The organism is Paenibacillus suaedae (genome assembly GCF_032337355.1).
Lineage (GTDB): Bacteria > Bacillota > Bacilli > Paenibacillales > Paenibacillaceae > Paenibacillus_B > Paenibacillus_B suaedae.
Map to the genome: position 1 here is coordinate 441,757 of NZ_JAVYAA010000002.1, position 14,293 is coordinate 456,049.

At 42.3% G+C, this 14,293-nt stretch carries 15 protein-coding genes and 1 pseudogene; 3 read left to right on the forward strand and 13 right to left on the reverse strand.

The window, feature by feature from the left end; genetic code table 11:
- Positions 1 to 37: 37 nt before the first annotated feature.
- The 5 genes from RQP50_RS09575 to RQP50_RS09595 all read right to left on the reverse strand — a co-directional run bounded on the left by RQP50_RS09575 (position 38) and on the right by RQP50_RS09595 (position 5,140).
- A complete protein-coding gene (locus tag RQP50_RS09575; protein WP_315745095.1) occupies positions 38 to 565 on the reverse strand; it encodes a sterol desaturase family protein in 528 nt (175 codons plus the stop codon).
- A 426-nt stretch (positions 566 to 991) separates the two neighbouring features.
- Positions 992 to 1,963 (reverse strand): 2,3-diaminopropionate biosynthesis protein SbnA, encoded by a 972-nt coding sequence (gene sbnA, locus RQP50_RS09580; RefSeq protein ID WP_227774518.1) that lies wholly within the window; start codon positions 1,961 to 1,963, stop codon positions 992 to 994.
- Positions 1,964 to 3,330: 1,367 nt separating this feature from the next.
- Complete coding sequence (locus RQP50_RS09585; RefSeq protein ID WP_072728600.1) at positions 3,331 to 3,828, reverse strand: GNAT family N-acetyltransferase; 498 nt, start codon at positions 3,826 to 3,828, stop codon at positions 3,331 to 3,333.
- 234 nt (positions 3,829 to 4,062) lie between these two features.
- Positions 4,063 to 4,614: a GNAT family N-acetyltransferase gene (locus RQP50_RS09590; RefSeq protein ID WP_072728601.1), complete on the reverse strand. Its 552-nt coding sequence runs from the start codon at positions 4,612 to 4,614 to the stop codon at positions 4,063 to 4,065.
- Positions 4,615 to 4,801: 187 nt separating this feature from the next.
- Positions 4,802 to 5,140, reverse strand: coding sequence for a PH domain-containing protein (locus RQP50_RS09595; protein WP_315745099.1), 339 nt, complete (start codon positions 5,138 to 5,140; stop codon positions 4,802 to 4,804).
- 274 nt (positions 5,141 to 5,414) lie between these two features.
- On the opposite strand from RQP50_RS09595, the gene RQP50_RS09600 reads away from it, so the two are divergent.
- Both RQP50_RS09600 and RQP50_RS09605 read left to right on the forward strand, forming a co-directional pair.
- Positions 5,415 to 5,888: a MerR family transcriptional regulator gene (locus tag RQP50_RS09600; protein WP_315745101.1), complete on the forward strand. Its 474-nt coding sequence runs from the start codon at positions 5,415 to 5,417 to the stop codon at positions 5,886 to 5,888.
- Positions 5,872 to 6,309 (forward strand): hypothetical protein, encoded by a 438-nt coding sequence (locus tag RQP50_RS09605; protein ID WP_175560662.1) that lies wholly within the window; start codon positions 5,872 to 5,874, stop codon positions 6,307 to 6,309. Before RQP50_RS09600 ends, RQP50_RS09605 begins: the two co-directional genes overlap by 17 nt.
- A 339-nt stretch (positions 6,310 to 6,648) precedes the next feature.
- Here the strand turns inward: RQP50_RS09605 and ant(6) are convergent.
- Positions 6,649 to 7,505 (reverse strand): annotated as a pseudogene (gene ant(6), locus RQP50_RS09610) (aminoglycoside 6-adenylyltransferase).
- 165 nt (positions 7,506 to 7,670) lie between these two features.
- Between ant(6) and RQP50_RS09615 the strand changes: the two are divergent.
- Positions 7,671 to 8,048, forward strand: a complete 378-nt coding sequence (locus RQP50_RS09615; RefSeq protein WP_072728604.1) for a hypothetical protein — start codon at positions 7,671 to 7,673, stop codon at positions 8,046 to 8,048.
- Here RQP50_RS09615 and RQP50_RS09620 read toward each other — a convergent pair.
- The 7 genes from RQP50_RS09620 to RQP50_RS09645 form a co-directional block, all read right to left on the reverse strand.
- Complete coding sequence (locus RQP50_RS09620) at positions 8,002 to 8,547, reverse strand: GNAT family N-acetyltransferase (RefSeq protein WP_315745104.1); 546 nt, start codon at positions 8,545 to 8,547, stop codon at positions 8,002 to 8,004. The genes RQP50_RS09615 and RQP50_RS09620 overlap by 47 nt on opposite strands.
- A 46-nt stretch (positions 8,548 to 8,593) precedes the next feature.
- A complete protein-coding gene (locus RQP50_RS09625; RefSeq protein ID WP_315745106.1) occupies positions 8,594 to 9,124 on the reverse strand; it encodes a 2'-5' RNA ligase family protein in 531 nt (176 codons plus the stop codon).
- Between the two features lie 174 nt (positions 9,125 to 9,298).
- Positions 9,299 to 9,766, reverse strand: a complete 468-nt coding sequence (locus tag RQP50_RS09630; protein WP_072728607.1) for a GNAT family N-acetyltransferase — start codon at positions 9,764 to 9,766, stop codon at positions 9,299 to 9,301.
- Between the two features lie 70 nt (positions 9,767 to 9,836).
- The gene (locus tag RQP50_RS09635) at positions 9,837 to 10,334 is read right to left on the reverse strand and encodes a GNAT family N-acetyltransferase (RefSeq protein WP_315745108.1); all 498 of its coding nucleotides are present in this window, start codon (positions 10,332 to 10,334) and stop codon (positions 9,837 to 9,839) included.
- A gap of 175 nt (positions 10,335 to 10,509) precedes the next feature.
- Entirely contained in the window at positions 10,510 to 10,746 is a 237-nt protein-coding gene (locus RQP50_RS09640) for a hypothetical protein (RefSeq protein ID WP_315745110.1), read from the reverse strand.
- Positions 10,747 to 10,769: 23 nt separating this feature from the next.
- Positions 10,770 to 10,979, reverse strand: a complete 210-nt coding sequence (locus tag RQP50_RS29325; protein ID WP_394358391.1) for a GrpB family protein — start codon at positions 10,977 to 10,979, stop codon at positions 10,770 to 10,772.
- 101 nt (positions 10,980 to 11,080) lie between these two features.
- Positions 11,081 to 14,230, reverse strand: coding sequence for an efflux RND transporter permease subunit (locus tag RQP50_RS09645; RefSeq protein ID WP_315745111.1), 3,150 nt, complete (start codon positions 14,228 to 14,230; stop codon positions 11,081 to 11,083).
- Positions 14,231 to 14,293: the final 63 nt, after the last annotated feature.

Here is a 14,293-nt window from a genome sequence, read left to right on the forward strand (position 1 = left end):
TAATTTCTAGAATATAACGTCTGGAATGTTTTTTTGGTCAGTATCTCTCATCAAGATTTTCTCTTCTCCCCTTCGCACCTCGTACCCCCAAAAATTTCTTGTCGGTTGTTTGAAAGATATGGTCCCACAAGGTAATGAAAAAAGAGTAGTTGCACTTATATAGATCATGATGCTTTAAATGGTAGGCGCCGATCGACAGCCATCGGGTGATGATACCCCTTATCCTTGGATTGTGATCGACTACCTTGCCAGCCAAAAACACTTCATAAACATAATGAAATCCTAACAATATGCCCCCTGGAACCGGGTCGATGAAGACGAGGACAATTAAGGGTAACGTCAGAGTAAGCCAAATATCCAGCGAAGCCTTAAAACTTCCGAACCAGAAGAAATAATTTGAAAACTCGGGCCAATTCGAATCCCCATATTTGACACGGTGATGTACGATATGAATTTTATATAAGAAATTTTTCTTATGGGGAATATGTGCTAGCCGATGTACGCTGTACGAGTACAGCGTCCAAAGGAAGAAGTATGCAATAACTTTTACAATCACTAACATCATTGTCATCATCCTCTATTTTTATGGATAGCTTCAAAAGGCAAAATCATCGAGAATCCCTGGGAATAATACACAAATCCCGCTTGAGAATTTCGATGCTTGATGGAAAAACTGGAAGCTGCAGATAGGGGACTTGGTTCAGAGCAGAACCCTTTTCCTGGTTAACAATACTTCTCTTCTTTGACAATGCTACTTGTGCATGATGATGGGCGAAGCATATGCTCCTGTATTGATAGTCCTACGCATTGACTCTTTCAACTGCAGATCGTTCTTTTACAATCTAATCTCCCGGCATAAGCCATTTTTTTGCGATAGAGGAAGTATGCAGTCTGCTGCTAAACTTTTGCCATCGTTCCTGTCCCAATAGTTCCGATTGATTGAGAAGTTATATGGCTCACCCTCCATTCCAATGCTTATAAAAAATCCTCCTCATTTAGATATAACGTGTTCAATCTCCTTCTCACTAGTCAATTTCCAATCCGGGTTGTAGATAGTGCTTGTATATCGATCTCCACGATCCGGGAAAACTGTAACTACATTGATTTCGCGGTCGGGTAAATTTTGTGTGAAGTACTTTAAGATAGCTGACATTACAGATCCCGAAGACCCCCCTGCCAAAATAAAATATTCCTTTAGCAAACGCTGGCACATATTAACCGTCTCCAACTCACTAACCATTACATGATCATCAATTTTGGCCTTATTAAGTATCAATGGGTACTTGCTAGATCCAATTCCCGGAATACTCCTTTTTTTAGGTTGTGACCCGAAAATTACCGAACCATAAATATCAACAGCTATAATTCGCGATTCAGGAAAATACTCTTTAATACGGTTAGAAACCCCAGTTATCGTCCCCCCTGAACTCACCCCCATGAATACATAATCAATCTTTGTTACAGACTCTATTAGTTCACTAGCCAGTGTATGATAATAAGCCTCGGCATTTAGCGGGTTCTCATACTGGTTGATCCAATAAGAGTTGGGAATAGTTTCTACCAACTCTTTTACTTTTTTGATCCGATTCAGAAGATATCCCCCATACTCATCTGGTTCCGTGATTTTGAATACTTTATCGCTTAATGCAGAGATCAACAACTCATTGTCAGGCATTGTATTTTTATCAATTACACAATAAAACTTTAAGCCTAACCAACGACAAGCCGCCGAGAGAGCAAGTCCAAAATTACCAGAAGAAGACTCAATGATAACTGTGTCTTTGTTTATAGTTCCATCTTCTAGCAATTTTTTAAGGATATAGGACGCTGCTCGATCTTTCACACTTCCCGTTGGATTAAACATCTCCAGCTTTGCGAATATATTGAGCTGCTTAAGCTCTGACATCGCAAGTTTCAATAAGGGTGTATTTCCTACAAGATTTAAAATATTATTTTGAATCAAGGCTAGTTCCCCTTTCTAGAGATACTTGAACTGATCACTAATAAACTTGGATATATGTTAACAGTGGAAGTGGCAATGGAGATTTTAGCTCCATCTATGAGTTGATTCGCTTACCCTCTTCACAGACGACAGCTCCATACTCATGTTGTAGCTACATAACAATCAAATTAGCCTGAAGCTGCTTTATTTCAGCAGAAAGCACCTTTATACAGTTCCATAAAATGCGACACCGCAACAATGTTGAATATGCGTTCAAAATCCCATTGAGCGGCCCCGTCATGTACAGAAATACAAAGACATATGTTTAAATCGTGGAAGAAAGTAAGTTTGGAGACATAACCGGAAATAAAAAGGCTACTGCCCCTATTCCCTTTTCAGATCCGCTCTTTTTTCATAGACCATATTGCTAGTTAATGTAACAAGCTTGGTAGTTGTATAACGTTGACCATAAGCATACATCAAAATTCCGAGCCCAAAATAAAAAAAGAAGACCGTTCGTCAGATTGTCTTCTCTACCAAATGATTGATTAATTATGAAAATGATAAAAGCATTTCCAAATCCACTGATCCTGAAAAGTGCCTCCCTCGTAATATCTGAAGATCTGTGAAAATAGTCCATTAACGCAAAAAAACCAGGATTAAACTGTTAGTTCATGACCAACAATCGATGCCTAGTTCTACTTCTAAATGAATTATTAAGTTTCAACTCTTTTCTCTTATACATTAAGCATCAAAGCTCAAAAATCGCCAACGAGCATAGCTTCGCCCGTTCGCGCGAATTCACTCGCACTACATATTACATAGTTTGCAATTAAACACTTAACGTGCCTTAACAACGATTAAGTATTTTACTTCAAAAGTTAAGTCCTATCTCTGACATGGTCTATCTAATCTAATTAAAAATACATAACAAAAAATAACATATTATCCCTCATAAGTCAACTACCAATAAAAATGGGATATTTAATAATATCATGAACGAATAGTGTCTCTGTCTCTCACGATCACTATTAGAAAATCCGGAAATGCGTCCCTCAAACTTTAGATATACCATCGATAACAAAAAGCTGGGATGTTTCAACACATTTGAAATGTATACGGCATTGACCATATAAATAAAAGTAATCAATAAATGCCTGGAGACCTTCTCCCTTTTGGTCAGTAATCCCAACTCCTACGGGCTGGTCCCTAAATAACATCTCTATAAGAACATACTTTTCACGTTTCAATATTGATCTCAATGCTATGATTAAAATCTACGAATAGTGGTTTATCTAAAACCTGCGTGAGTTGAGTAGTGTTCAGAAATGATCAATTAGAGCGTTAATAGATGAGAAACATGATGCCAGCCACTTCTCAGAGTTAGCTCAATAAATCTTAGCCATGTAGTACTCGTCTACAAATCTATCATCGATTATTATCGAATTTTTCTTTACCCCTTCTACTTCAAATCCCGTCTTCTTATATAATTTTATTCCATTATCATTATGCGTCATAACTGTTAGTTCCACTCGCGTAATATTGGTTGCTAATCTCCACTTCTCCATAGCTTTAAATAAATCAGTTCCAATTCCTTTACCAGTAAAATCATTTGATATTCCAATAACGATATACGCTCTATGTTTTATTCTCTTTGCATGTCCTCCAATTACCGTTAAATGTCCGATTATTCTATCGTTGTACTCTGCAACAAAGATATTTGAATTATCAGATTCAAGAAACGACGTAATCACCTTTAATTGTTGATTTTCATCCAATTCTCTTTCGTTAGGCTCAAATAACATATATTTCGTTTCTTTATCTAATTGTTTATGCAAAACAACTAATTGACTTGCATCTTTTTGAGTTACTTCCCTTATGATCATCTTTTTATTACTCCTTTTCTCAAATGTCTTTCGACTGGTTTCATATAACGTTCTTGTATTCACGACGTCGAGAGGCTTAAGGTATGAAAAGATAGGTGAGGCCATGATCGAACCGGCTGCGCGAAGCGCAGTTGCCTCGCAGATGTGTCCACCTGATCCCGAGTGCCGAGTGGCTCGAAGCGTGAATATGTTGTTAGACGAATGTTCTGCCTTCTTGAATACGCTAAAAAGCAGTTACTTTACTTCTTTATTCCATTCTTCTTTCAGCATCCCGTAGACTACATGATCTACAAAATGATCGTAAAGCCATTCAGCTTGCCTAACTGTCCCTTCATTAAGAAATCCAAGTCTTTCAGGAATTGCCCTGCTCTTCGTATTTAATACAGCTGCTCTAATCTCTACTCTGTTTAGAGCCAGATCATTAAATATGTAATTAATTAGTGCTTTGCATGCACTTGTCATAGCTCCATTTCCTTGGTATTCTTCTCCCAGCCAGTAACCTATTGAAGTCTTTCTATTACTCCAATCTATACTATGTAATCCAATACAACCAGCAATTCTACTTTTATAAAAAATAGCCAAATTAAATCCATTGTTTTCAGCAAATAGCTTTAGAGAAAACTGAATATATTCCTTTGTTTGCTCTACACTTACAGTTCTATCAACCCAGGGTAACCATTCTCTTAAATATTCCCGATTCTTATCAGATAAAAGAAACAGTTCATTCGCATCTCGTATTTCGAGTATTTTTAATTGAATATCATCGTTTATCTTATGAATAAACATATGAGCCCCTCCATTTGATCCCTTGATATAAATCTCTTGTAGAACTTTCGTCTATCGTTCTCGTATCTACGACCCGACCTTAGATAGCTCTTATCTTAGGTCGGGCCGTGTGTTGTCTGGCTTTTCAGCATCTGACAACCAAGAGCTAAAAGCCCCTGCGGCGTGAAGATGTTGTTATACGCAGTTCCTAACTCCCCTGATATACTTTCAACTGTTCTTTGCCTTTATCGTCTTTAGTTAATATGTTATATATTTTTTCTTGTTCCCATGTTGTTATTGTATAGTCCTTACCGCTCTTCAAATAAATCTTTAGTTTGTTTTGCATTATGTACATCGTTTTTTTCTTCTCAACTTTTTTGATATCAGTTCTTCTTATTTCAAAGGATTCTTGGATCATAGTCACTTTGTATGACTTAAATTTGATACTTTCTTCCGTTATCTGTAACTTCCCTACGGCTTGTTCCATACTGCTAATAATGTAGTTGACCTGCCCTTCGTATACTGTAAATTGAGCGTTATGCTTCAAAATGATCATTCCTTACTATGTTTTGTCGTTTTTTATAATCTTTCATTAGGAATTGCGTATAGCGTTGCCCTTATTCAAGTCCTTATTTGGAATTGTAACCCATTGCCTTTCTTATTTCATTACTTCTTTTAAATAGGCTTTGTTAACCTGTGTTGTTAATCTTTTTATTGAAGTAATGGGCAGCATAGTGTTGCATGGATTGCAAGAATATCTCGTGCAAAAAGATAGTAAAAACGATTGACATTGGAGTCTGCTCCAATGTTATTTTGAATGTATGGAAAAACAATATTCTATAAAAGAGGTTTCACGGATACTCGGTATCCCGAAGGATACGCTCCGGTATTATGACCGTATTGGAATCGTATCGCCGTCTCGAGGAAACAATTCTTATCGCAGGTATTCTAGGGACGACATCGTCGATTTGATGAATATTCAAATCATGCAGTATGCGGACTTTTCTCTAGAAGAAATCAAGGGGAAGTTTCAGTTCCACAGAATGCAGAGTGTAGATCCTGCTTATTGCCAGGATGTCGCTGAATTCCTTGATGCCAAGAAAGCAGAAACACACAATAAGATCGCACATCTTGAAAAGGTCTGTCAGTTGCTCGACATAGCAGTTAAAACGCTAAGGGACTTTAATCATGAAAGTGACGAGCGGCTGGCAATGTTTGTTCGGGAGATTTACAGGGATCTTCACAAGAAGGAACCTCAAATAATTATGGAGGATTGTGATGGGCATCAGAATTAAGAATTATTATTGTTTGATTGCCGGTGTTCTTGCAATACTTTTTGCGGTTACGCACGCATGGAACGGGCAATCCGCTGTACTGCCGACGCTCTTAGTGAATAATATAGCCTTGGATACACGGATAACATTTACGTATGTCTGGCACATTATCACCGCTGAGAATCTGGTTTTCGGCATCGTGTTCATTATCCTGTCTTTTCAAAGCGAGAAATCTAAGATCCTGTTTGCTGCGTGGATGATCGTGTCACTTCTGCTCATCCGTCTAATGGTCATTCTCGGTGTAACCGCATTTTATGATGTTTCGGCACTTACGAATACGTTAATCGATTCGATCGCCATCTTAATCTATGCCGCTTTCATTATACAGGGCACAAGAAATAAAGAAAAAAGAGTAAGGAGGTCAATCAACACAAGTCAGTAAAAGTTTGAAGCACTAAACTATGTTTCACTGCCAGTGATTTGCAATATGCTAACGGGAAACTAGTTCAGAATAAACCGCCTAATGTGGTATTATCCCCTATTATCCCCTCATGGTAGACAACGTAAAAAAGTCTTCTGGTAAGATAGACTTAAACGTTGGAGACCAGAGGGGATTTTTTTATGGGAAAAACGGGCCGTACGAATAACAGATATACCGTATTCTCTTCGCAATATATCAATGTGTACTTATTGGGATGGCTCATGGATCTCACTTGCAGAAATCGCATCTTCATTCAAATAATTGCTTTTTGATGTTCATTATTAGGTATAGTAGCGGTCATCAAGACAACGATTCGTAAATTTCTCTCATATATGTTGTTATCACTTCCTCATAATCCGGATACGGGTAGCCGTGATATTCAGCCACAGCCTTCGAGTATTTTCGGAATAGCTCGCAGCACGTAAATAAAGATTGCCACATGCTTGGGTAGCTGCTCTCAGCATAAGATGCGAGTTACGTATCCCAATCTTCAGGTGGCAAGTAACGATCTATAAACTTATAGTTTTTCCCCACGCTAAAGGTATAACCTCGTTCTGCGCCAATGTGCCAAGCCATCATTCTCAGCAAATTAGGCCGGGCGACTTCATGCAGATGATCAATGGCGAACAGGATTTCTTTACGCGCCACCCCCTTTACGACGTAGGTCGATACCATCCAGAATTCATTGCAGCAGTCATCAAATTCTCTTGCGGTCGGCTTCTTAATCCAGTATTGGTGGTCGTTCGGCACAACTTCGTTAGGAACAAGCGTATCCTTATCAAGCTGCACCTCAACCAAGCCGTCACTATTAGCAAAATAAGCCTCGACCTCGTTCAGTGGGATCAGTGTCAGGTCTAATTTGTTGCCGTCCTCGAACAAGATGAGATAGGAGAACCAATTACCAAGTTCGGGCGGAAACAACTCCATGGCCTCTGGTTTTTGCATCATTAAGCGAGCTCCGAAGACGTCCAACCACTGATCGTTTGCTTTAAAGGAATCGAGATTGGTCACAAAATAAGAAATATCGCAATCCTGGTATGTATCAGGGATTATATTTTTGTTCGTGCGCGCGAGCCCTCCAAGGTCACTAATCGGATACGATCATCCTGCTTGGCAAACTCGATGAACATGTCCATCATTTCTCGTTCCGTTCTCAATTGATTCAAATTCAATTCCCCCTTCTCATGCAGCCTTAATAGCGTTTTAACCCATTACTTCTCATTTGGCCTTCTATCCTTTACTATAAAAAATAGAAAGTTGTAACCAGAAAACTTGAATAAACAGAAGTAGCATGAGAGTTGACACAATTGGAGGAGATAGCGATGACGTGTGAAAATAGGCAATTTCCAAACAGTATCTTTAATATTGATCGTACCTATACCGCACATCTGATGAAGGCGATCGAAGCGGCTCAGGCGAAGGCGGATGAGTTGGGTCTGGATCTCAGCAATTGTTCCATAGACTGTCGGGAGGAGCGTCTGGCACAACAGTCCGATTCCCGCATCCTCTCGTTCTGGTTCTATTCGGAGGATCTAGTAGACTGGATGGAAGGGTTCAGCGATCACTTTTATGATTTTTCAGTTGCGATTGACCCCGATACAGGACAAGTCATCCAGAGCCTTGGCCCGAGCCGCCGATCTGCTTACAAGAAGGTTAGCTCCCAGGATTGTTCGAATAATCGTACTCGCACTCCAAAATAGAGAATAAATAGGAATCATGATACATCCCTTTGCTCCATAGATGCTCCCTCAAATGCCCCTCCTGCTTCATGCCGATTCTTCTCATGACATTTGCGGAGGCAATGTTAGCAGGACGGCAAGTGGCATAAATGCGATGCACATTGAGGGTTTCGAATCCAAACCTGAGCAAGGCATGCGCCGCTTCTGTCGCATATCCATTTCCGTGATAATCAGGGTTGAAGCAATACCCGATTTCGGCATTTCTCCCCTGCGGGTATATACTACATCCGCCAAGGAATGTATTCGTATCCTTCAATATAACGCCGAACTCATAATGGCTTCGCTCGGCAGTTTGCTGCTGCTCGAACTGTTCCTCCATATATGCTTTCGTATCTGCTTCGGAATTCGGTCCCCAGAGCATATATTTCGTTACTTCTGGATTGGAGGCGTATGCATGTACGTCTAGCCAATCATCTCTCTGCAAATCACGAATAAGCAATCGTGGCGATTCCAACTTCATGAGGCATCTTCCTTTATGATTATTTTGTGGGCAGCTCTATGTTAACTTACCGTGTCATCTGAATGTCCTCATATTTCTGAAACGTCTTATTCTGATCGTCCCGCGCATACAGCCGGATCTCATGAACATCAAAGGTTTGTCTATCCTGAAAATGTGGAGAAAGTGTTCTCTCCATTTTTTCAAGAATCTCTTCCGATAAGCTTGATTTTTTGGCCACCGTAATATGCGGAATATACAAGTCCAATTCGAAGCAACGCGTCGTTTGTTCTTCAGTCGGCTCAAATACGGTGACAAGCTTTCGATGTAATTCGGTTAATTCGGGAGAGTGAGCCCCTATATATAACACGTCCTTATCACCGAAATAGTGAAGCTCGCCAACGGATACGGAAAACGAACGAAATCCTTCTATTATACTCTTGCACTCAGACATCCAATTCACAGGCAACATCGTTCCTGTCCCGTACGAAAGTTTAACGGTAATATGCGGTTCGACCCCAGAGTAATGGTATTGATTGCGCACCGACATCAATTTTTCATAAATGCTCAAAGGCGGAACAATTCCGAAAAAATACTTCATAGCATCCTCTCCATTCATTCTGATTTCTAGCACGCAAAATAGCTGTCACCCGCTATTAATTGAATCATCCATCGATCCCGACGCCATCCATTCGCTGACATTGCGGTAAGGAGATATCGTCAATCTGCCATCCAGCGAAGAAAAGAGATGTAACATGATCTGAGGTCTCATGCGTTACGATCCTTCAAGAACCAGTTGGTAAATGACTTCGTCGTCTTGATTATGCTCCTGTTGGTTTACAAAGCCGAAGCTTTCATAAAGCCGCTGAGCCCGCTTATTGTCCTGCTCGACCGTCAAGGAGATCAACCTGCACTTGGGATGAGTCTCTTGAATAAATTCAATGATTCCTCCCAATGCCAGTTTGCCGTATCCTTTTCCTTGGCAAGACTTATCGATTTGAAAGCCGCCAATCCAGTAATTATCTGCGCTATTCGGCGTATAACTGATGTAGAAAAATCCGATCGTAATCCCTTCATCACATACAAGAAAGGGATCCAGCGCCTCATCCCATGGCTTGATATATGCATACGTCAGTGCTTCATAAATGGAAGGAACAAAAGGCACTTGCTCCTCATGAATCTTGATTTGAATGGCGTTCTCCCAATTATCCCGCGTGACAGGATGGATAGATAGTTTTTTCATAGTTGATCTCCTCATGCTAGTCTAGTTATCAAGTACGTTATGTATCTCTTTCCTATTCATATTCCTTTGTTCATGCCCTATTTACTTGAGCCAGCATCGTGATGGACGTTCCCACCTCACCTACTGCCTTGAACCCGAATCGCTGATACAATTTCACGGCTGCCGCATTGTCTGGATCTACGCTTAAGGATACGCGATCAATTCGCTGCTCGCTCAATCCAGCAAATAATTTCTTCATTAAAGCGCTTCCTAATCCTTGACCACGATAAGCCGGTAGAATCGCCATTCCCAGTTCCGGCACTTCGCTGCTTACAAATCCGTACCCTCGTTTATCCTCACTAAAGTATCTCACCGTGATAGAGCCAATGGATTCTCCTTCGGCATTTTCAGCGATATAACCCAGATCGCCTTCCCTGCCCCAATCTTCCACATATTTCGAAATGGAAGGTTCGTTAATAATATCAAGGCTGAAGGATTCCTTGCCTTCCGGTACATACAAAGATTCATATAGCATTATCCATAAAAAAGAGATATCTTGTTCCGTTATTGGTCTAATATGATATTTCATTCTAATTCCCACCTCTTATATCTATTTATAGAATTCTTTCTAATCACTTACGAGCCATGTTTTTGCATCTTCAGGATCTTCGTAGAAGGAAATGTTCAGTCTGATTCCCGACTTTTTCATTCTTCTTTTCAATCTCCACATATTGAATCTTGTTAACCCTACTATCGAAAGCTTATCAATGCATGTATGTAATATGCGCGATAAATTGCTGCAGTACTTGTTCCGTAATCGAGGTCTTATAAAAATCCACCCATATCTTCAATCTCCTGTTGGTGTGAAGGATACATTCCTCTTCTTGCTTCATTAGTTCGAACAGCTTTTCAGTATTCGAATAATGGCTTCCGTACTTCAGGCAATGGATTTCCCCACCCTTGTAATAGTAAGGAAACAGTGATCCGCCAGGAGATTTCATACTGAATCACTTCCCTCTCTGATCTAAGAGTTATTCAAACGAAAGTCCTGTATTACCTTCTTCACAAATGCTTCTTTTCCTGCGATGTAAGCGAGTTCATCATTGCTGTATAATGCTGCTAGGCTCTGCTTTAGCTCGACATATGCTTGTGCAAGATTCGGATTGGCTCTTAATTGGTCTCTGAATATAAGTAGCGCATTCCATTTCTCGCTATTATGAACAACGAAGTGCAGAAATTAACAATAACGCGACCCGGACTTAGATAAGATTATCTCAAGTCGGGTCGCGCGTCGCTATGTCATATTCCACTATTATACAATAACTTCATTCTCTCTTAGAAGCTTTCTTCGATAAACTTTCGTTTGCGCCCGGTCAATAGATATAGCACCGGAACGAAGATAAGCGTCAACAACGTTGATGTCGTTAAACCGCCGATAACCGTGATGGCTAGTCCACCCGAAATCAAGCTTGTCGTCGAATGCGACAAAGCCAGCGGCATCAGTGCCAAAATGGTGGCAAAGGCTGTCATCAGTATCGGTCTGAGACGCGTCGCGCAAGCTTCGACGATCGCTTCCTGCAGCTCCATGCCAGACTTGGCATTCCGTTCAACGCGATCCAGCATGACGACCGCATTCGTGACGACGATGCCGACGAGCATCAGCACACCGATCATTGAGCTCATGGACAACGTCTGTCCGGTAATGAGCAAGGCGCCGAACGAGCCGATTGGAACGAACAGCAGCGAAGACAAGATGATCAGTGGCGTCCGCAGCCCGCCAAATGTTACGCTCATCACGAGGAAAACGAGGCCAATCGCTCCAATCATGGCAAGCAATATGCTTTGGAATCCATCGTTGATCATCGACAATCCGCCGCCATAATTCACTTCCACATTTTCCGGAAGCGTCAGGCTGTCAATGTCCTTCTGCACTTCCTTCGTGATCGCGGCAGTATCCGTGCCCTTGATTGTCCCGCTTACCTTCGCATACGTTTTTCCGTTATCGTGGCTGACGGATACAGGTGCGGTAATTTCGTGAATATCGGCGATATCACTTAATTTATTCATTCCAGCTGCTGAAGGAATCGTCACATTCTCCAACTGATCCTTCGACGTAATTTGCTCCTTATAAGAGAGCGTCAAGTCCCATTCCTTATTGTCCAACATGTACGTTCCCACATTGGTCGGTTTCAATTGCTCACTAACGACCTGCATGATCTGGAAGTAGGAAATGCCGGCATCCTTGCCTGCCTGGTTGATCGACAGCTCCCACTTCGGAACGACTCCGTTCAAGTTGTTCGTAATATTTTTCAAATCGTCCCGCTGTTTCATCAGCATCTCCACTTGATGGGCTGCCTTGGACAGCGCCACGGCATCGGAAGAATACAAGCTGACATCGATATTATTGCCGGAAGGCGGGCCTTGCGCTTGCGATTCCTTGATCATGACTTCCGTATTTGGAACGATCGCGTTAACGGAATTCGTAATTTCTTTTGTCGCTTTATCAATCAATTCGTCCGTAGCCGTTCCTTCTTGAAGCGTGACGGTGTAAGTCGCTTTATTGGCTGACGAAGCGCCTAGCAGCATTTGACCCCCGCTTCCCCCCATACCAATCGACAACTGATACTTCTCTACCTCATCTACCGACTCCAAATACTTGTCCACTTGCTTGCTGACTCTGTTCATTTGCTCCAGCCCCTCTTTGGCTGGCATGCTGACTTCGATTTGAATCGCTGGTGCAGCACCTGTCGGCAAGAAAGAGATGCCGAGCAGCGGGATTGTTGCCAAAGATCCAAGGAGCAGAACAATGGACGCGACAATCACAAGGGCCTTACGATGAAGCGCGCCGCGCAGCAAGCGCTCGTAACCGCGAACGAGGATACTTTCCTTCGTATGCGGCTTCACTTTGTTGAAAAACTTCGCGCCGAGCACGGGGATAAGCATCATGGAAACGAGCAGCGATACGAGAATTGCGATGCATACCGCAATCGAGAATGGACGGAAAAACTCGCCGACGATGCCATTGACGAAGGCCAGCGGGAGGAACACGACCACCATCGCCAACGTGGAAGATCCAACAGCGCTGATCACTTCCTTCGTAGCCTTATAGGCAAGCTCCTTGCCGCCCATTTCAGTGCCCTTCTCTTGGCGCCATCTGTAAATATTCTCGATCACGACAATACTGTCGTCAACGATGCGTCCTACCGATACCGCGATGCCGCCTAGTGTCATAATATTCAATGTATATCCCATCTGATCCAATAGCGCAATCGTCGCAAAAATCGAGATCGGCAGCGAAAGAATCGAAATGAGCGTTGCCCTTACGTTGCGCAGAAATAGGAATATTATCAGAATGCAGAACAACGCCCCGTACAAGCCTTCGCGAACCAAGCCGGATACTGATTCCTTAATGTCCGCACCTTGGTCGTTAATGACATGGATGTCCATGCCTGCCTTGCTCTCATGATCAGCTAGCACGTCTTTGACGGCGTCGGCAACATCTGCCGTGTTCGCGTCTTGAGATTTCATGACTTGAATGACATAGCTTTCTTTGCCATTAAAGCGCGAGATTTGATCCTGCTTCGATATGGTCTTCACTTCGGCGATGTCCGATAGCTTCACGGATGAAAGCAAAGATGTCGAAGAAGCAGACAGTTGTTGTCCCGTTTTGCCTGCTTGACCCGATTGAGTTTGCTTTGGCATCTGGCCTTGATTCATTGGGCCCGGTGCTTGCGCGCTTTGACCGCCGCTTGCTTGCAACTTCATATTCTCGATTTGCTGAACCGCGTTGACCTTGCCAACGAGCCGAATCGGAATCGTATTGTCTTGCTGATTGACGGAACCGAGAGGAACCGCATAGTTCTGCGCTTGCAGCGCGCTCTGAATCGCACTCAGCGAAATACCATATGCGCTTGCCTTCTCTTTGTCAACGACAATGTTCAGATGCTTCGAGGTTGTCCCTTGCAGCTCGACCGAGCTCACACCCTCTAACTTTTGCAGCTTCGGAACAATTTCCGTTTCCAGTTGCTTTTGCAGCCCTTCGGGATCATTTTTCGATGAAAAAATCGCCGCGGTATATATCGGCATTTCATTGGCAGCCAGTCGTTTAACAGCCACGTTCGCCTTGTCCGGCAGGTTTACCTTCGAGACTGCCGATTCGACATCCGCAGCAATCTTATCCATGTCTTTGCCGAACGGATATTGAAGGAAAATGGCTGACGTATTTTCAGACGTCGTACTCGTTAACGTGTCATACCCCTCCAGCCCCTTCAAGCTGTCCTCGATCGGAGTCGTGACATCCGTTTCGATTTCCTCCGTCGATGCCCCAGGGTAGATCGCCTGCACGAACACGGCAGGAAAGCTGACATCTGGATACGTTTGCTGCTTAATCGTCGTGGTTGAATAAAGTCCAAGGGAGGTCACCAAAATGCATAAAATAATGACCGCCACTCCATTTTTCAAGCTCAGCTTGCTTAAGTAACTCATGCGTAGTCCCCTTTCTATTACGAAAGGAGTATACCATCTGAATTTGTCCCGAATGTGTTCTCA